Origin of the sequence: Methylophilus sp. UBA6697 (assembly GCF_002454655.1) — a bacterium.
In the GTDB taxonomy this organism is placed as follows: domain Bacteria; phylum Pseudomonadota; class Gammaproteobacteria; order Burkholderiales; family Methylophilaceae; genus Methylophilus.
This window is the reverse complement of record NZ_DKJH01000021.1, coordinates 75,403-94,415: the sequence shown is the minus strand read 5'-3', so window position 1 is coordinate 94,415 and position 19,013 is coordinate 75,403. Positions and strand designations below refer to the sequence as shown.

The window sequence follows — 19,013 nt, the reverse complement described above, 5'->3', positions numbered from 1 at the left end:
TTTTAATAAATCAGACATTTGAAATTGGTATTTAATGTAATTTATGAATGACTTTTTTCGAATTCTTGCATGAATTCGACCAAGGCTTTCACACCTTCAATCGGCATGGCATTGTAAATGCTCGCACGCATGCCGCCTACGGAGCGATGGCCTTTTAATTGCAGCAAGCCACGTGCATCTGCTGCCTTCAAAAAGGCGTCATTGAGGCTCTCGTCACGCAAACGGAATGGAATATTCATACGTGAGCGGTAAGCATGCTCAATGTTATTGTCATAAAACTCGGTTTGATCCAGGTAGTTGTATAACAAATCAGCCTTGGCAATATTGATTTTCTCAATCGCCTCTACGCCCCCCTGCGCCAGCAACCACTCAAAGACCAGACCAGCAATATAAATGCTGTAGGTCGGCGGTGTGTTAATCATGCTCTGGTTATCCGCCTGCGTTTTCCAGTGGAATACCGCCGGTGTTAACGGAGAGGCCTGCGCCAGCAAATCTTCACGCACAATCACCAGACATAAACCCGCCGGGCCGATATTTTTTTGCGCACCACCATAAATCACACCATATTTGGAAACATCAATCGGGCGTGACAGGATATGTGAGGACATGTCTGCCACAATCGGCACGCCATGCGTGTCAGGGACATCCAGAAACTCGACACCGTTAATCGTTTCATTGGTGCAGTAATGCACATAGGCCGCGTCTTTATTAAGCGTCCAGTCTGCAAAAGCGGGCACCGTCGTAAAGCCACCGGCTTCAGCACTAGCGACGATATTAATCTGACCGTAGGCTTTGGCATCTTCTACGCTGCGCTTGCTCCAGGAGCCTGTCACCACGTAATCCGCAGACTTACCGTTAAGCAAGTTCATCGGAATGATGGCATTTTCCCCAATTGCGCCGCCCTGCAAAAACAAGACTTTGTAATTGGCCGGGATGGACAGCAATTGGCGCAAATCAGCTTCGGTTTTTTCCAGGATACTGGTGAATTCCTTGCCGCGATGCGACATTTCCATCACGCTCATGCCAGAGCCATGCCAGTCAAGCATTTCGGCTTGCGCGCGCTCCAGCACTGGTTTAGGAAGCACTGCCGGACCGGCAGAAAAGTTAAAGATCTGTTTCATGCGTGTGTTTATTCTTCGTTCTCGTCGCTCTCGACACCATCATCGTCAGTTTCTACAATCTTCTCCAGACCTGACAATTTCTCACCTTCACCCAGGTTAATCAGGGTGACGCCTTGTGCAGCACGACCCATATCGCGGATTTCCTTGACGCGGGTACGGATTAATACGCCACCGGTGGTAATCAGCATGATTTCATCTTCTGCCGTCACTAGTCTGGCCGCAACAGCCAAACCATTGCGCTCACTGATGGCAATCGCTTTCACACCTTGTGTGCCGCGACCAGAATGGCGGAACTCGGACAACACAGTACGCTTACCGTAACCATTTTCTGTTGCCACCAACACAGACTGTTGGTCATTCTCAGCAATCAGCAAGGACAATACCTGCTGTTTGACAGCCAGCTTCATGCCGCGTACACCACGTGTTGCGCGGCCCATTGGACGCACATCATCCTCAGTGAACCAGACGGCTTTACCACCATTGGAAACCAGCACAATGTCGTTCTGGCCATTGGTCACTTCGGCACCGATCAGGTAATCACCTTCATCCAGGTTAATAGCGATAATGCCGGACTTACGTGGGTTAGCGAATTCCGTCAGCGCTGTTTTCTTGACAGTGCCCTTGGCTGTCGCCATAAATACGTAGTGATTCTCGTCGAACTCTTTCACCGGCAGGATGGCATTGATTTTCTCGCCCTCTTCCAACGGGAACAGGTTCACAATCGGTTTGCCACGGCTGACACGGCTGCCTTGCGGCACTTCATAAACTTTTAGCCAGTAAACACGGCCACGGCTGCTAAAACACAGGATGTAGTCATGCGTATTCGCGACAAACATCTTGTCGATAAAGTCGTCTTCTTTAGTCGCAGCCGCCTGTTTACCACGGCCGCCACGACGCTGTGCGCGGTATTCATCCAGCGGCTGTGATTTGACATAGCCGGTGTGTGATAACGTCACCACCACATCTTGTGGCGTAATCAGATCTTCGAGTGACAAATCTTGCGTGTTCTGCTCAATCTCGGAACGACGTTTGTCACCAAACTGCTTCTGGATTTCGTTCAGTTCTTCGACAATAATCGCGGTCACGCGCTCTGGCTTGGCCAGGATATCCAGCAAGTCGGCGATGACATCCATTACTTCTTTGTATTCGTTGACAATCTTGTCCTGTTCCAGGCCTGTCAGGCGTTGCAAGCGCATTTGCAGAATTTCCTGCGCTTGTACATCAGACAATCTATAGCCTTTTGGCGTCATGCCAAAATCGACAGACAAGCCCTCTGGACGCGAAGCTTCCATGGCGGCACGTTTGAGCATCTCCTCAACCACCGGCGAGTTCCAACTGCGCGCCATCAACTCTTTTTTCGCTTCTGGCGGTGTTGGCGCGGCTTTGATGATGGCAATCATCTCGTCCACGTTGGCCAGTGCCACCGCCAAGCCTTCCAGCACATGGCCGCGATCACGCGCCTTGCGCAGTTCGAACACAGTACGACGTGTCACTACTTCGCGGCGATGGCGCAAGAATGCTTCCAGCATCTGCTTCAGGTTGAGCAAGCGTGGCTGGCCGTCCATCAGCGCCACCATGTTCATACCGAATGTATCTTGCAGCTGTGTCTGTTTGTAGAGGTTGTTTAGAATCACCTCTGGCACTTCGCCACGCTTAAGCTCAATGACGACGCGCATACCTGACTTGTCAGATTCGTCACGCAGGTCAGAGATACCTTCAATTTTTTTCTCGTTAACCAGTTCGGCGATTTTTTCAATCAGCGTTTTCTTGTTAACCTGGTAGGGCAATTCATCAATAATGATGGACTGGCGCCCGCCTTTTTCCAAATCTTCAAAGTGGGTGCGGCCACGCATCACCACACGACCACGGCCAGTACGGTAACCTTCTTTCACCCCTACCGTGCCATAAATAATACCCGCAGTCGGGAAGTCAGGCGCCGGAATCAGCTCGATCAACTCATCAATAGTGATTTCAGGATTTTTTAACAACGCGAAACAGGCATTCAGCACTTCATTCAGGTTGTGAGGCGGAATATTGGTCGCCATACCCACCGCAATACCCGAGCTGCCGTTAATCAGCAGATTGGGAATACGCGCCGGCATAATCAGAGGCTCATGCTCGCTACCATCGTAGTTAGGGCCAAAGTCGACGGTTTCCTTGTCGATATCTGCCAGTAACTCGTGGGCAATTTTGGACATACGGATTTCGGTATACCGCATCGCCGCCGCATTGTCGCCATCAACCGAACCGAAGTTACCCTGGCCATCAACCAGCATGTAACGCAAGGAGAAATCCTGCGCCATACGTACGATGGTGTCATACACCGCAGTGTCACCATGCGGGTGGTACTTACCGATCACATCACCAACAATACGGGCAGATTTTTTGTAAGGCTTATTGTAGTCATTGGACAGCTCGTGCATGGCAAACAGCACGCGTCTGTGCACAGGTTTTAAACCATCACGCACATCGGGAAGCGCACGGCCCACAATCACGCTCATGGCGTAATCGAGATAGCTACGACGCATCTCGTCTTCTAAGCTGATAGGCAGGGTTTCTTTAGCAAATTGATCTGGAGACTGACTCATTCTTGACCCAATTTATAGTTAAAAGTTATCACGCGATTTTAGCATATTTAGCGCAATCCGGCGCGCCTAATCGCGGCTGACAGGCCAATCGGGCAAAACTGAAAGGGAGTGATGATGATGCAAACCAGAGGCGCGGACAACATTGAGGATGCACTGACGAACTATTTCTGTCAGCACCAGTGAATGATGTTAAAAAAAGGAATTTGGGAAAGCCGCGCAAATGAATGCGCGGCGCCATGAATTTAAAACTGGGTCAGCAATTGCAAATCAGCTTTTAAATCTTCGACATGCTCCAGGCCCACGGCAATCCGGACCAGGTTATCCTTGATGCCAGCTTCGACTCGCGCTTCGGCACTAACACGACTGTGCGTGGTGGTAGCAGGATGCGTAATTGTCGATTTGGCATCGCCCAAATTGGCGGTGATGGAAATCAGGCGTGTCGCATCAATGAGAGCCCATGCAGCTTCTTGTGCTGTTTGGCCAGCGCGTGGCTTCACTTCAAAGGTCACAATGCCACCACCCAAGCGCTGCTGTTTTTGCGCGAGTGCGTATTGCGGATGCGATGGCAAGCCGGGGTAATAGACGCGCGCCACCCCAGGCTGCTGTTCCAGCCATTGCGCCAAAGCCAGGGCACGTGCGGCATGTGCTTCCATGCGCACTTGCAAGGTTTCCAGCCCTTTGACAAACACCCAGGCATTAAAGGCACTCATGGTCACGCCTGCCGTGCGCAAAAAGGCATACACCGGCTCAATCAGCGCCTTGCTACCAAGCACCGCGCCTCCCAATACCCTGCCCTGACCATCGATATATTTGGTGGCAGAATGGATGACAATATCAGCTCCCAGCTTGAGCGGTCGTTGCAATGCTGGCGTGCAAAAGCAGTTATCAACCGCCAGATAGGCGCCAGCCGCATGCGCAAGCTCCGCCAGCTTGGCAATATCACCGACTTCGGTCAGCGGGTTTGAAGGTGTTTCAGCAAAAAACAGCTTGGTATTCGGCTTGGCAGCCGCTTGCCAGGCATCCACATCCGTCAGGGAAACCAGCGTCACTTCCAGACCCCAACGCTTGAGGATATTGGTGAATAATTGCACCGTTGTCCCAAAAATACTGCGCGATGCCACAATATGATCACCCGCACTGCAAATGCCCATAATGCAGGCGAGAATCGCAGACATACCACTCGAGGTTGCCACACACTGCTCCGCGCCTTCCAATGCGGCCAGTTTGTCCTGAAACATGGTGACTGTCGGATTGGTAAAGCGTGAGTAAATATTGCCGGGCTCGGTGCCGCCAAATCGCGCTGCCGCTTGCGCTGCATTTTTAAAGCGGAAGCTGGAATTTAAAAACAGGGCCTCTGAGTTTTCGCCAAACTCGGTAGTCAAAGTGCCAGCACGCACAGCCAGCGTTTCCAAATGGTATTGATCGTTCATGATTCCTCAAACTTCTGTCCGGTGCGGACATTCCTGCACAAGCATCCTGACTTGCGCTCTGGACAATAAAAAACCCGTTTCAGCATTGCGCTAAAACGGGTCTTTGGGGCTCTCGCTTTAGCGGTATTTATAATGCGCTCGCAAGCTGAGTTTGGCTTCGTTTAAAGTTCGCCACTCAAATCAGCGCAATTTCATTAAACGCCTTTTGCTGGCGCCTGTCAACTTTTACTCGGCACCGACCAGGTCTGTAGATAACAGATTCAAATCCAGCTGCGTGGTCGAGTTAGGCGGCAATTGCTTTTTATTCATATCACTGCGCGCAGACTCAATACGGTTTAAATAAGCCGCATCAATATCGCCAGTGACATACTTGCCATCAAAACAACTACAGTCAAATTCAGTCATGTGCGGATTGGACTTGGCAATGCTTTCACGCAAGGCATCCAGGTCCTGATAAATCAGCGCATCAGCACCGATTTCGGCACAAATCTCTTCATCGGTACGATTAGTCGCCAACAACTCATGACGGCTAGGCATATCAATGCCATATACGTTTGGATAACGCACTGGCGGCGCCGCTGAAGCGAAGTAAACCTTGTTAGCACCTGCATCACGTGCCATTTGCACGATTTGCTGCGAGGTGGTGCCACGCACAATAGAGTCATCAACCAGCAATACGTTTTTGCCCTTGAACTCAATGCCGATCGGGTTCAGTTTCTGGCGCACAGATTTTTTACGCAAGGCCTGACCCGGCATAATAAATGTGCGGCCGATATAGCGGTTTTTGATAAAGCCTTCACGGTAATCCAGACCCAAGGCAATCCCTAATTGCAATGCACTCGGGCGGCTGGTATCCGGGATAGGAATCACCACATCAATTTTTTTATCCGCCCATTCGCGTTTAATCTTTTCGGCCAGCAAGGTACCCATGTCCAGACGGGTCTGGTAAACAGAGACACCATCGATCACTGAGTCAGGGCGTGCCAGGTAAACGTATTCAAAAATACATGAGGTCAGTTTTGGATTCGTTGCGCATTGACGACTGAATAAATTGCCGTCCATATCGATAAATACCGCCTCACCTGGCTCAACATCACGCACCATGGTGAAACCCAGTACATCCAGTGCGACGCTTTCAGAGGCGATAATATATTCAGTCCCTTTGTCGGTCACTTGTTTGCCAATCACCAGAGGGCGAATACCATGTGGGTCACGGAAGGCCAGCAAACCAAAGTTGGCGATCATCGCCACCACGGCATAAGCCCCCTTACAACGTCTGTGCACGCCAGCAACGGCATCAAACACCATATCGCTATTGAGCAAGGCGTTTTTAGAAGTACTTTCAATTTCGTGCGCCAGCACGTTTAGTAATACTTCTGAGTCGGAGTTGGTGTTGATGTGACGCAAATCTTGCCTGAACATTTCAGACTTGAGTTGCTCGGAGTTGGTCAGGTTACCGTTATGGCCCAAGACGATACCGAAGGGTGAGTTGACATAGAATGGCTGTGCCTCAGCAGCACTAGACGAGCCTGCTGTCGGATAACGTACATGGGCGATACCCACATTACCGACCAGATTGCGCATATGGCGTGTGTGAAATACATCTTTCACCAGACCATTGTTTTTATGCATGTGGAAAGTGTTGCCATCACAAGTGACGATACCAGCGGCATCCTGACCACGGTGCTGTAATACCAGCAATCCGTCATACAACAACTGATTCACCGGGTTCTTGCCTACAATACCGATAATTCCACACATAGCGACATCCTATCAAACACTTGATTACAAATTAAATGGCAGATTCATCTACCCGCTGATGATCCAAATGTACGTGCCTAGCAATACTAGATGGCATCCATGGCAGTAATTTCAAGACCAACGCTTCTACTGGCGCACTGAATGTTGCATTTGTCCAGCGCGGATCCTTGGGCAAATCCGTCATGGCTGCCAGCATCACCAGGATACAGACCACCAACACGCCTTTAACAATACCAGCCAAACCGCCGAGCACCCTGTTCAGCCCGCCCAAACCGACCGCCTTGATCAAGGTGGTCAGCAACAAGGCGAGCAAGGCACTGACAAACAGCACCAGTAAAAACACCACTAAAAAAGCCGCCATGGCTTTTACCGCCTCGCCAGGAATCTGCTCTGGCATATAGGCGATCACCTCACCGTTAAAACGATTCGCGAGGTAAAAAGCCAGTATCCAGCCCAGCACAGAAAACAATTCACGGATGGCACCGCGCATCAGCCCGACCAAAATGGAGAAGCCGATAATACCTAATACCAGATAATCAAAAACAGTCATGGCCTATATCAGGATTTGCTGGCCACAATACCGCTAAACCCGGCCGCTTCCAGTTTTTTCAAGGCAGCTGCAGCATCATTACGAGTAGCATAGGTACGCGTACGCAAGCGTAGTTTCTGACCAGCTGCATCCACTTTTTCCGTGGCTGATTCGAATCCTGCCTGCTTCAGCTTGCCTTGCAGGGTTTCCAGGTTTTTCGGGTCAGAGAACACGCCAAACTGCACAAAGAACTTACCAGTTTTTTTATCGGATGCAATAGACTCTTCTTTAGCTTCAGGCTTGACCGCCGCAACTTTGGGTTCAACGGTTGGTACGGGTTTAACTGGTGCAGGCGCGACAACAGGCTTGGCAGGCTCTGTTTTTACCTGTTTTTGTGGCGTTGCTACTACTGCGGGCGCAGAAACTGGCGCTTCTTCAATATTAGCCTCAGCCACTTCGGAAGCATTATTTTCTGATGTATTGGTCGCTGGTGCAGCTTCGTTATCCAATACAACTTCATCATCAGGTAACTCAAGGATAGGCTCACGGTTGGCCTGGCGATTGACCACCGTAATTTCAACGTTATCATGGCTGGATTCGATCACCCGGTCTTTAAGCACAAAGGGCAATACAATCAGCATCAAAACCACCAGGGTGATCGCACCTACCAACCGCCTGCGGGCAGTTTTCTTGAGCAACAGTTCGTTGTCTGTCAAAGCATCTCTCGCCATACTGTTTTGAGGTTCACATTCAGTTCTATGTATACACGTGGCGTTTTTACGCAACCCACTGATCAGGCGTTAATTCGAGTATTGCAGCTACAGTGAAGAATGAGCCGAACACAATAATTTTATCATTTTTTGCCGCTTTTTTATAAGCCGTTCGCAATGCGGCGGGCAAATCAGCATGCAGGTGAATATGGGCCCGCGGCACTTTCTGACTTAAGCACGTTTGCAAGTAATCAAGCGCTGCTGCGCGCGGATGCTGGATGGGGGCAATATGCCACGTATCAATCACCGGATGCAGGATGTCCACTACGCTGGCAATATCCTTATCAGACAACATGGAGAATACGGCAATCACCTGGCCGCCATCGGCACTCAGGCGCTGCAAGTTGTCACATAATGCACGCGCAGCATGTGGGTTATGTGCTACATCCAGAATCACATCCGGCGCGTGCTGCAAGTATTGAAAACGGCCAGTGACCTCTGTGCCGGTTAACGCCTGCAACAGTTGACCTTCCGTGACTGGCAATGTTGCTTGCAAAGCACGCACGGCAAATATCACGCTCGCGGCATTATTCCACTGGTAATGCCCAAACAAGCGCAAGTTGCCTATATCCAGCTGACCTTGTGCATCCCGATAGTGCGCGTATTGTGTATCCGAGATATCAATCTGGTAATCCACGCCAAAGCGGTTTAACTTCACTGCCAGCGTATCGGCATGCGCCAATAATGACGCTGGCGGCGCCACATCGCCGCAAATGGCAATCTGCTGCTGGCGATAAATGCCCGCTTTTTCGTGACCGATCAATTCGCGGGTATCACCCAGAAACTCCATGTGATCGAGATCGACATTGGTGACAATCGCACAATCAGCATCGACAATATTCACCGCGTCCAGGCGCCCGCCCAGACCAACCTCAAGAATAACGACGTCCAATGGCTGTTGCTCAAAGGCCCATAATGCTGCCAACGTACCCATTTCAAAATAGGTCAGCGTGATATCCCCACGTGCCTGCTCTACGGCGGCAAAGGCGTCACACAGCAAGGCATCGGCAATGACATTGGTATTGAAACGAACACGTTCCTGGTAATGCACCAGATGTGGCGAGGTATAACAGCCGACCTGGTAACCGGCAGCGCTATAAATACGTTCCAGCATGGCGCAGGTAGAGCCTTTGCCATTGGTACCACCAACGGTGATCACGGTAAACGGAAACGCTAGCTGCAGGCGTGCAGCGACTGTTTGCACCCTGCCCAAGCCCATCTCGATGGATTTGGGGTGCAGGGATTCGATGTAGCCGAGCCAATCCTCAACTGTTTGGGGAAGCTCGGGTATCACAGGTGGCATCAGGCAGCTTTGGTAATATTCAAGAAACTGGACAATACCTGGCTCAGTTTGGCACGCATTTCACGGCGATCGACAATCATATCGATGGCACCATGCGTCAGCAGGAACTCTGCGCGCTGGAAGCCTTCAGGCAAAGTCTCGCGTACCGTTTGCTCAATCACGCGCGGGCCGGCAAAACCAATCAGCGCATTCGGTTCGGCCACAATCACATCCCCCAGCATGGCAAAACTGGCTGACACACCGCCCATGGTCGGATCCGTCAACACGGAGACATATGGCAACCCGGCTTCAGACAGTTTGGTCAACGCGGCACTGGTTTTAGCCATTTGCATCAATGACAACAGGCCTTCTTGCATACGTGCACCGCCACTGGCAGAAATACAAATAAATGCAGACTTGTGCTGGATGGCATCTTGTACACCGCGTACAAAGCGCTCACCAACCACAGAGCCCATGGAGCCGCCCATAAACTTGAATTCAAATACGGCAGCCACCACCGGCACGCCCTCAACCGTGCCGCGCATCACAATCAGCGCATCTTTTTCTTTCACATCACGCTGGGCAGTTTTCATGCGCTCGGCGTAAGTTTTACTGTCTTTAAACTTTAAGGCATCCACCGGCGTGACGTCAGCGCCAATTTCAACACGGCCTTCTGCATCCAGCAATACATCCAGGCGAGCACGTGCGCCGAGTCGGTGATGATGGCCACACTGCGGACATACTTCCAGGTTGGCATCCAGGTCAGTACGGTAAAGTACTGTTTGGCAGGCATCACATTTATGCCATAAGCCTTCTGGCACATTACGTTTTTGTACCGAGCCAACAGCACGTTTAATTTTTTGTGGAATCTTGTCTAACCAACTCATAGCTTCTCCTGCTTTTATATTGCGATATGCTGAAAACCTGAATACACCGGTCTATACAGAATCAATCGCCGTACGCAATTCTTTCGTTAATGTTTGCACATTGGCAATCAGGTTGTCGGCATTAGCGCTTTCAATCGCCAATACCATACGACTACCCACCACTACCGCATCGGCAATCGCCGCTACTTCACGTGCAGTCGCCGCGTCTTTCACACCAAAACCAACACCAATCGGCAAGCTGGTCTGCTGACGAATTTCTGTCACGCGCTTTTTCACCTCAACAATATCCAGGTTAGCCGCCCCCGTCACGCCCTTGAGCGAGACGTAATACAAAAAGCCTGTCGCCTGCTTCACGATCAACTCGGTACGTGATGGCTCGGTGGTCGGTGACAACAGGAAAATACTATCAATATCCGCACCTGCCAGTTCCTGGTTAAAGACTTCACACTCTTCAGGCGGATAATCGACCGTGAGCACGCCATCGACACCAGCCTCTTTCGCCAAGGCAACGAACTGGGTACTCCCCATGGCTTCAATCGGGTTGGCGTATCCCATCAGTACGATAGGCGTTGTTTGGTTGGTTGCGCGAAACGCTTTCACCATGGCCAATACTTTACGCAGGCCCATTTTGTGTACCAATGCACGCTCACTGGCGCGCTGGATCACCGGGCCATCCGCCATTGGATCAGAAAACGGCACGCCCAGCTCAATCATATCGGCACCCGCTTCTACCAGCGCGTGCAACAAAGGCACGGTTTGATCAGGGTGCGGATCGCCCGCTGTAATGTAGGGAATCAGTGCCTTTTTACCTTGTGCCTTGAGGGTGGCAAATACAGATTGAATGCGGGACATAAGAATGCTTTTTTAATTAATTCAAATAATGACAGTGGATCTGCAATGCATGGCTGCGCGGATGCGTTTGACAAGCGCAGTCATGCAGGCAAAAGGTCACAGGGTAATATTAGCCAAACGTGCCACGGTGTTAATGTCTTTGTCACCACGGCCAGAAAGATTTACCAGCACCACCTGATCCGGAGACATGGTTTTGGCCAGTTTCTCAGCATGCGCCAAGGCGTGGCTGGATTCCATCGCGGGGATAATGCCTTCAGTACGGCACAGGTTATGGAAAGCCGTCATGGCTTCTTCATCGGTAATCGCCACGTATTCAGCGCGCTTGATGTCTTTTAACCAGGCATGCTCAGGGCCAACGCCAGGATAATCCAGGCCGGCAGAGATCGAGTGCGTTTCAATAATATTGCCATCTTCATCTTGCATCAGGTAGGTACGGTTACCGTGCAACACACCGATCGGGCTATTCGCCGTTAATGGCGCGGCATGCTGGCCAGTGCTCAAACCATGTCCGCCCGCTTCAACGCCAATCAGGCGTACGCCTTCGACATCAATATATGGATAGAATATACCCATGGCATTAGAGCCGCCGCCGACACAGGCAACGATGGCATCTGGCTGACGCCCTATCATTTCCTGCATTTGATCTTTCGCTTCGATACCAATGACCGCCTGGAAATCGCGCACCATCATCGGATAAGGATGTGGACCTGCCACAGTACCGATAATGTAGAACGTATTGGAGATATTGGTCACCCAGTCACGCATGGCTTCATTCAATGCGTCTTTCAGGGTTTTTGAACCACTTTCGACGGGCACCACAGTGGCACCCAGCAACTTCATACGGAACACATTTGGCGCCTGGCGTTTGACATCCTCGGCTCCCATATAGACCACGCACTCCAGGCCCAGGCGAGCAGCAATCGTCGCGGTCGCTACGCCATGTTGCCCGGCACCGGTTTCCGCAATGACGCGCGGCTTACCCATGCGTTTGGCCAGCAATGCCTGGCCGATAGTATTGTTGATTTTGTGCGCGCCGGTATGGTTTAAATCTTCACGCTTAAGGTAGATTTGTGCACCGCCCACTTTTTCAGACAGGCGTTTAGCATGATAAATCGGGCTGGGACGGCCAACAAAGTGCTTGAGATCATAAGCAAATTCAGCCAGAAATTCAGGGTCGTGACGGTATTTTTCATACATCACCCGCAGTTCTTCCAAGGCTTCCACCAGGGTTTCTGCGACAAAAACGCCACCAAAAGGGCCAAAATGACCGCGCTCATCTGGCATGTCATAGACTTGCATGCGTTACTCCGTATCTCGTTTTCTACTCAAACCGCCCATTACGTGCAGCATCACACTGCACCACCTGCTGCATGAATGCAGCTATTTTTTGCGGGGATTTTATCCCCTTTTGTGCTTCTACCCCGCCACTCACATCCAATGCATAAGGCTGCACCTGACGTGTGGCTTGCAGGACATTTTCCGGATTTAAACCACCGGCCAATATCAATGGCTTTTGCAAACCTGCAGGGATTAGCGACCAGTCAAATGCCTCCCCTGTACCGCCCACCGCTTTCTCAGAGTAGGTATCCAGCAACAAGGCTGAAGCTGACGCAAAATCAAGCTCGCATTGTACCAAATTTACCCCTGGTTTGACGCGGATTGCTTTGTAATATGGCAGATTAAATTGCGCGCAATAGTCTGCCGACTCATCCCCATGAAACTGTAAACAATCCAGGCCTGTGCTTGCCATCACCTGCTGCACCTCTTCAGGCGATGCATTCACAAACAAGCCGACTTTGCTTACAAAGGGCGGGAGTGCTGCTATGATTGCCTGGGCTTGTGCCGCCGTGACCGCGCGTGGGCTAGGCGCATAAAACACAAAACCCAGCGCATCTGCACCTGCGGCAATCGCCGCCAATGCATCTTCCAGGCGGGTAATCCCGCAAATCTTTACCCTGGTTCTCGTCATATTGTTTATTTACTTTCTTTAGTCCCAATGCGCTTCACACACGGGCAATTGCCAGTGGCCGTCATACTCTACCCCGGTAAAATACAAACCATCGGGCATAAACGTAGGGGGTGAAAGACGCCTGTCTTTATGTTGCAGCAAATCGGCAAATGCGTCCGGGCTCAACTTGCCCTGCCCGACATAGACTAACGCGCCCACCATATTACGAATCTGGTGCTGTAAAAAGGCATTCGCCTTAAAACTGAAAATGATGTATCGCCCATGTTGTGTAATATCGGCACGATGCATCGTGCGTATTGGCGTTCTGGCCTGGCACTCACTGGCACGAAAAGCGCTAAAATCATGCTCGCCCACTAAGCTTGGCACTGCTTGCTGCATCAATGCAATATCCAGCGGCCTGTGGTACCAGCCCACACGCCCGTGCTGGCTGGCTGGCGCCACAGCATGATTATGCAACACATACTGGTAGCTGCGCGCACGTGCACTAAACCTGGCATGAAAATCCTCAGCCACCTCAACCGCCCACAATATACGTACCCAGACTGGCAAGTGCGCATTGGTGCCACGCACCCAGGCACTCAATGGTCTGACAACTGAAGTTTCAAAATGTGCCACTTGCATCAAGGCATGCACGCCTGAATCGGTACGTCCAGCCGCATGCAAACGTACTTTTTCACCGCCGACCTGTGCAATGGCTCGCTCAATGGCATCTTGCACGCCTGCGGCATTTGGCTGACTTTGCCATCCTTGAAAATAGGCGCCGTGATATTCAATGCCAATCGCAATTTTCATGGCGCCTAGTATAAGGGCTGTCTGTCATTACGCCAAATCAGGCCACACCGCCAGTGAGTCTCAGTGAAAAATGAACAAGGCCGGGAACCCGGCCTTGATTTACGCTAATTTTGCCAGTAATTCGCTGGCTCGTTGCCGCTGGCGCTCGCCACCTTCTGCGATCACCTCATCGATCAGTTCCTTGGCGCCCACCACATCTTCCATGTCAATATAGGCTTGGATCAAATCAAGTTTGGTGTTCACCTCTTCCGGTTCATCGGCGATCTCCTCAGCACTTGCCGTACCGCTATCGGCGACATCCAGGGATATCTCAGGGAAGGCAATACTGTCGGCTGCGGCCTCTACGGCAGGTGTTTCATTCAATGCAGCATCCGCAGAGCCCAGGCTAATTTCCTCAATTTCCAGAGCATCGTCACTCACACGCTCGCCAATCGCATCATTCGGGCCGCCCAGCTCCAGTGACAACTCAGGCAATGAGTCAAACACAGCATCCTCACTGGACAGCGTTTGCTCACCAGTGGTGGCTGACAATGGCTTGCTGCTTGCAGCCTCTGCACTTTGCGGAACATCATCCAGGTTTAGCGAAGGCAAATCCAGGGCTTTAGGTGTCAGTGCGAGGTCATCATCAATATTTAAAGTATCGCTGACATCATCACTGGTTGGCTCTACACTTGCCACTGAGGCTGGTTCAACCTCAAAGCGTAGCGTATCCGCAGCGCTGGTAGCATCCTCCGAGAACGCAAGCGTTGTGTCATTTTCACGCTGAGGGGCTGGTTCGTTCGTAAACGTATCAAGCGCCAACGCATCGTCATCGCTTGTGGCAGATAACGCATCAGCACCGGATTCAATCGTCACTTCTTCTGCCGCAGGGCGTACAGGGTTTTCAGCGGGAGTCGCTGGCTCAGCACTGGCAGCCGCCACCGCTTCTGAAGCCCCATCAAACTCCAAGGCAGGCGCTTCAAAGTTAAAGTGATATGCATCTTCTTCATTTTGTGTTTCTGCGACTGGCAGCACGGTTGTATTAGCTAAAGGTGCAACATCATTGACTGCTGCTGGCGTGGCCTGATATAACGTGTTCTCAGGATCCAGTTTCTGCCCCATGGCACTGACTTTGGACCAAGCAGCATCTGCCGGGCCAGCTTTGGCATAGACATCACTGGCCAGGGACTCAAACGCAGCTTTATTACCCGTTGTCTGATAAATTTCCAGCAACTTCAACTTGAGCTCCTGACGCTCGGGATCTTTCTGAATCGCGTCTTTCAGAATCTCTTCAGCTTGTGCATCGCGACCATAGGCCATGTACACTTCTGCTTCGGCAATCGGATCCACATCGTGCGAATCTATCATGCCGCCGACACCGCTTTGCGAGAAATCCGTCAGGAAAGAAGTGTCGCCAGAAGCGGCAGCTTGCGTATCCCCGAACACCGTATTGTTCTGCATTTCGGTGGCTGGTGACGTGACAATCACATCTTCAAAATTATCGATTTGTTTTTTACGGCGAATACGGATCAATGCCCAGACACACAGCAATACCGGCAAGGCGATCAATGCCAATGGCAACACCGGGCTGATGTTTTTCAGGCGCTCCAGCAATACATGCATAAACGATGGTTGCTGCACGGTCTCTACTGCGGGCTCCTCTACAGGCAACTCAGGCTTGGCTGGCTCGGCAGTTGGTGTCGGTTTTTCCGGCACAACCGCGGCTGGTGGCACTTTGGTTTGCTCTGCAGGCGCTTTGGCAGCCTGCTCCGCCGGTTTTGGCTCTACTTTTGCATCAGGTTTTACTTCTGCTTTTGGCTCAGTTGCTGCCTGCGCAGCATTTTTCTCAGCCTGCGCCATGGCGCTATTCTTCATCTCCATCAGCTTTTTCATGTCTGCGACTTGTTTTTCAAGCGCAGCAGCACGAGACTGTTCCTCTTTGATGGCATTCGCTTTAGCGGTCGCATCCTCTGCCGCCGCCGAGGCTTTAGCTGCGGCCTTGTCAGCTTGCGTGGTTGACTTAGCATCACCGGCAGACAGCTTCAATACATCTTTGCCTGGTTTGGCTTGAGGCGCTGGTTTCTCACCTGCTGCACCAATCTTGCCTGCAGATTGCTGTGTATTACCACCAGTTTGGCTAGCTTCGCTTTCCTTGACCACTTTTGCCAGTGAATTTTTATAGGCCTGCCAGTTGGTCGCATGCTCGGCAATCAGGCTTTTTGCCTGCGGGCGACTGACACTATCCAGCGTAGCCTGATCTGGCATGCGAATAATCTTGCCCACCTTAAGGCGATTCATGTTTTTACCGTCAAACGCCTGCTGGTTAGACTGGTAAAGGGCTGCCAGCATTTGCTCCACGCTGACGTTATCAGGCTTCATTTGCCTGGCAATGGCATAAAGCGTATCACCGCGCTCAGTAGTCAACGCTTGCTCGGTGTTCGCAGCCTCATCCGCTGCCGCCTGTTTCGGTGCGGGCACCGCTGCAGGCTTAGATTGGCGAGGTTTACTGGGTTCGAATCTGGGCTCTGGGGCGGGCTGCTGACTTGCCTCTGGCACTCGCGCCGTATTATTGGTAGTGGCTGGTGGCACTGACTGGCCTGCTACAGGTAATCCGGCCGATTCAGAAACATAATTAGAGTTAAAACCAGGCGGATCCAGTAACAAGGTGTATTCCTTGACCAGGCGTCCGGTCGGCCAATCTACCTGAATCAACATATCCAGGAAGGCTTCGGTAATCGGCTGTGAGCTTGTCAGCTTAAGGATAGGCTGACCTTTGGTGTTGTTACCCACTTCAATTTTAATAAACGGATAAGAAGCTGGCTTTTCCAGCATCTGGTCCTGATAGACCTGCTCGCTGGCCAGTGTCGCCTGAATGCTGTTGAGCTCGGCTGGTGTCACCGCCAACAGCTCAATTTCCGCATTGAGCGGCTCACCAAGTTTTGAGCTGGAAATCATGCTACCCAAACCGGCAGCATGCGCCGAGAGGGCCGTACTCAAACTCAAGGCAAAGGCTATTTTTTTTAATTGAAATTTACTCACCGATTAACCCTTATTCATTCATGGCGCTTGTCAAAATAGCATCATTCACACAGCCACGCAAGCACGCCCAGGCGGCTTGGGAGCAATAAATACACCGATTTGAGGCTATAGTCCCCATTAAACCGCATTATATAAAAAGCAAAAGCCCGAAAAGACCATGATTTCATTAATAAATCATGGCTTTACGGGCTGCTATTTAATCAATTACTTAAGCTTCTACCAGAATTCTCAACATTCTGCGCAAAGGCTCTGCTGCCCCCCACAATAACTGGTCGCCCACCGTGAAGGCGGACAGGTATTCGCCACCCATCGCCAGTTTGCGCAAACGGCCTACCGGCGTTGTCAGTGTGCCGGTAATGGCCGCTGGCGTGAGCTCGCGCATACTGATCTCACGCTCGTTAGGAATCACCTTGGCCCATTCGTTGGCTTCGGCCAGCATCTGGTTGATTTCATCCAGTGGCACATCTTTGCGCAGCTTGAGTGTCAACGCCTGCGAGTGGCAGCGCATGGCACCAATGCGTACACATAAACCATCGATCACGATCGGGTTGGCTTCACGGCCTAAAATCTTGTTGGTTTCAACGCCGCCCTTCCACTCTTCTTTGCTTTGGCCATTACCCAGATCTTTATCAATCCATGGGATCAGGCTGCCAGCCAGGGGCACACCAAAATTAGCGGTTGGCAGCGCTTCACTACGAATCGTCTCCGCCACGGTTTTGTCGATTTGCAGGATCGCAGAGGCAGGATCTGCCAGCAAGCCAGCCACAGAGGCATTCACCACACCCATCTGGCTAATCAGCTCACGCATATTCTGAGCACCTGCACCTGAAGCCGCCTGGTAAGTCATGGATGTCGCCCACTCCACCAGATCAGCCTTAAACAGGCCGTTTAATGCCATCAGCATCAAAGACACGGTACAGTTACCGCCAACCCAGTTATTGCCGCCATTGGCTAATGCATCTTTAATGACATGCATATTGACCGGGTCTAAAATGATCACGGCGTCTTGCTCCATGCGCAAGGTTGAAGCCGCATCAATCCAGTGACCACGCCAGCCAGTCGCACGTAATTGCGAGAACACCTCACTGGTGTAATCGCCACCCTGGCAAGTCACAACCACGTCCATCTGACGCAAAGCGTTGATATCCCTGGCATCTTTTAATGCAGGAGAATCTTTACCCACTTTAGGCGCAGCACCACCTGTTTGCGAGGTCGTGAAAAATTGCGGCTCGATATCCGCAAAATCATTTTCCTGCATCATGCGCTGCATCAGCACAGACCCAACCATGCCGCGCCAGCCTACAAACCCTACTTTTAACATAGTGACTCGATATTTCAGCCGGATCATCCGGCATTAACAATAAATTATTTGGACGATTTCTGAACAGCTTCACCCGCTTGTTCAATATCTTTACCCATGCCATTAATGGTGTTGCAGCCTGCTAACACCAACACCGTCAATACTAATGTCATCCATTTCGCCATATTATTCTCCCAATGACTAATCCCTGAAGTTACCGTATTTCAATGGGAAATCGGTAATACTTTTTTTCACAAATGCGATCGCCTCTTGCAGCACATCGCGCTTGGCACCATTGACACGCACTGTATCTCCCTGGATGCTCGCCTGTACCTTCATGCCGCTATCTTTAATCAGCTTGGTGATTTTCTTGGCCAGGTCACTATCAATGCCATCACGCACATGCAGCTCTTGCTTCACCTTGTTGCCTGACACTTTTTGCACATCCTTGTGCTCCAGGCGCTTGGATGACTCAGGCTCTTTTTTTTCCATGGCTGGCAACAAGATGTCTTTCACCTGATCCAGCTGAAAGTCGTTGTCACCAAACAAGGTAATCACTTTGTCTTTTTCGTTAAAATCGACTTTGGCCGACGTGCCCTTGAAATCATAACGATTGGTGATCTGCTTGACAGAAGCATCAATCGAATTTTTCAAATTGACCATATCAACTTCAGACGTAATATCAAAACTTGGCATATTTTCTTTCTCCTACAC

Annotated in this window: 16 protein-coding genes; all 16 read right to left on the bottom strand. The window is 51.0% G+C overall.

What is annotated here, in order from left to right; translation table 11 throughout:
- Positions 1-41: 41 nt before the first annotated feature.
- Entirely contained in the window at positions 42-1,121 is a 1,080-nt protein-coding gene (gene serC, locus B3355_RS06430; RefSeq protein WP_292781632.1) for a 3-phosphoserine/phosphohydroxythreonine transaminase, read from the bottom strand.
- A gap of 8 nt (positions 1,122-1,129) precedes the next feature.
- Entirely contained in the window at positions 1,130-3,709 is a 2,580-nt protein-coding gene (gene gyrA, locus B3355_RS06425) for a DNA gyrase subunit A (protein ID WP_019882427.1), read from the bottom strand.
- A gap of 242 nt (positions 3,710-3,951) precedes the next feature.
- Entirely contained in the window at positions 3,952-5,139 is a 1,188-nt protein-coding gene (locus B3355_RS06420; RefSeq protein ID WP_019882428.1) for an O-succinylhomoserine sulfhydrylase, read from the bottom strand.
- Between the two features lie 225 nt (positions 5,140-5,364).
- Complete coding sequence (gene purF / locus B3355_RS06415; protein ID WP_019882429.1) at positions 5,365-6,900, bottom strand: amidophosphoribosyltransferase; 1,536 nt, start codon at positions 6,898-6,900, stop codon at positions 5,365-5,367.
- 31 nt (positions 6,901-6,931) lie between these two features.
- Positions 6,932-7,450 (bottom strand): CvpA family protein, encoded by a 519-nt coding sequence (locus B3355_RS06410; RefSeq protein ID WP_292781620.1) that lies wholly within the window; start codon positions 7,448-7,450, stop codon positions 6,932-6,934.
- 8 nt (positions 7,451-7,458) lie between these two features.
- Positions 7,459-8,145 (bottom strand): SPOR domain-containing protein, encoded by a 687-nt coding sequence (locus tag B3355_RS06405; RefSeq protein WP_292781617.1) that lies wholly within the window; start codon positions 8,143-8,145, stop codon positions 7,459-7,461.
- 61 nt (positions 8,146-8,206) lie between these two features.
- Complete coding sequence (gene folC, locus B3355_RS06400) at positions 8,207-9,502, bottom strand: bifunctional tetrahydrofolate synthase/dihydrofolate synthase (protein ID WP_292781615.1); 1,296 nt, start codon at positions 9,500-9,502, stop codon at positions 8,207-8,209.
- Positions 9,502-10,368, bottom strand: coding sequence for an acetyl-CoA carboxylase, carboxyltransferase subunit beta (gene accD / locus B3355_RS06395; RefSeq protein WP_024931185.1), 867 nt, complete (start codon positions 10,366-10,368; stop codon positions 9,502-9,504). The genes folC and accD overlap by 1 nt, the downstream gene beginning before the upstream one ends.
- A 51-nt stretch (positions 10,369-10,419) precedes the next feature.
- On the bottom strand, positions 10,420-11,220 hold the full coding sequence (gene trpA / locus B3355_RS06390) for a tryptophan synthase subunit alpha (protein ID WP_292781611.1): 801 nt from the start codon (positions 11,218-11,220) through the stop codon (positions 10,420-10,422).
- Positions 11,221-11,316: 96 nt separating this feature from the next.
- Positions 11,317-12,519 (bottom strand): tryptophan synthase subunit beta, encoded by a 1,203-nt coding sequence (trpB, locus tag B3355_RS06385; RefSeq protein WP_292781608.1) that lies wholly within the window; start codon positions 12,517-12,519, stop codon positions 11,317-11,319.
- Between the two features lie 22 nt (positions 12,520-12,541).
- On the bottom strand, positions 12,542-13,189 hold the full coding sequence (locus B3355_RS06380) for a phosphoribosylanthranilate isomerase (protein WP_292781606.1): 648 nt from the start codon (positions 13,187-13,189) through the stop codon (positions 12,542-12,544).
- 18 nt (positions 13,190-13,207) lie between these two features.
- Positions 13,208-13,981, bottom strand: coding sequence for a tRNA pseudouridine(38-40) synthase TruA (gene truA / locus B3355_RS06375; protein ID WP_292781603.1), 774 nt, complete (start codon positions 13,979-13,981; stop codon positions 13,208-13,210).
- A 99-nt stretch (positions 13,982-14,080) separates the two neighbouring features.
- Entirely contained in the window at positions 14,081-16,999 is a 2,919-nt protein-coding gene (locus B3355_RS06370) for a FimV/HubP family polar landmark protein (RefSeq protein WP_292781600.1), read from the bottom strand.
- Between the two features lie 208 nt (positions 17,000-17,207).
- Positions 17,208-18,320, bottom strand: a complete 1,113-nt coding sequence (gene asd / locus B3355_RS06365; protein WP_024931181.1) for an aspartate-semialdehyde dehydrogenase — start codon at positions 18,318-18,320, stop codon at positions 17,208-17,210.
- Between the two features lie 44 nt (positions 18,321-18,364).
- Positions 18,365-18,472 carry an entericidin A/B family lipoprotein gene (locus B3355_RS06360; protein ID WP_019882443.1) on the bottom strand — a complete coding sequence of 36 codons (108 nt, stop codon included), beginning with the start codon at positions 18,470-18,472 and terminating at the stop codon, positions 18,365-18,367.
- A gap of 28 nt (positions 18,473-18,500) precedes the next feature.
- Complete coding sequence (locus tag B3355_RS06355; protein WP_019882444.1) at positions 18,501-18,995, bottom strand: YajQ family cyclic di-GMP-binding protein; 495 nt, start codon at positions 18,993-18,995, stop codon at positions 18,501-18,503.
- Between the last annotated feature and the right edge of the window lie 18 nt (positions 18,996-19,013).

Bases quoted from the DNA above. Each gene is read 5' to 3' on its own strand.
- serC (WP_292781632.1), bottom strand. From the start codon at position 1,121: ATGAAACAGATCTTTAACTTTTCTGCCGGTCCGGCAGTGCTTCCTAAA.
- gyrA (WP_019882427.1), bottom strand. From the start codon at position 3,709: ATGAGTCAGTCTCCAGATCAATTTGCTAAAGAAACCCTGCCTATCAGC.
- B3355_RS06420 (WP_019882428.1), bottom strand. From the start codon at position 5,139: ATGAACGATCAATACCATTTGGAAACGCTGGCTGTGCGTGCTGGCACT.
- purF (WP_019882429.1), bottom strand. From the start codon at position 6,900: ATGTGTGGAATTATCGGTATTGTAGGCAAGAACCCGGTGAATCAGTTG.
- B3355_RS06410 (WP_292781620.1), bottom strand. From the start codon at position 7,450: ATGACTGTTTTTGATTATCTGGTATTAGGTATTATCGGCTTCTCCATT.
- folC (WP_292781615.1), bottom strand. From the start codon at position 9,502: ATGCCACCTGTGATACCCGAGCTTCCCCAAACAGTTGAGGATTGGCTC.
- accD (WP_024931185.1), bottom strand. From the start codon at position 10,368: ATGAGTTGGTTAGACAAGATTCCACAAAAAATTAAACGTGCTGTTGGC.
- trpA (WP_292781611.1), bottom strand. From the start codon at position 11,220: ATGTCCCGCATTCAATCTGTATTTGCCACCCTCAAGGCACAAGGTAAA.
- trpB (WP_292781608.1), bottom strand. From the start codon at position 12,519: ATGCAAGTCTATGACATGCCAGATGAGCGCGGTCATTTTGGCCCTTTT.
- B3355_RS06380 (WP_292781606.1), bottom strand. From the start codon at position 13,189: ATGACGAGAACCAGGGTAAAGATTTGCGGGATTACCCGCCTGGAAGAT.
- truA (WP_292781603.1), bottom strand. From the start codon at position 13,981: ATGAAAATTGCGATTGGCATTGAATATCACGGCGCCTATTTTCAAGGA.
- asd (WP_024931181.1), bottom strand. From the start codon at position 18,320: ATGTTAAAAGTAGGGTTTGTAGGCTGGCGCGGCATGGTTGGGTCTGTG.
- B3355_RS06360 (WP_019882443.1), bottom strand. From the start codon at position 18,472: ATGACATTAGTATTGACGGTGTTGGTGTTAGCAGGCTGCAACACCATT.
- B3355_RS06355 (WP_019882444.1), bottom strand. From the start codon at position 18,995: ATGCCAAGTTTTGATATTACGTCTGAAGTTGATATGGTCAATTTGAAA.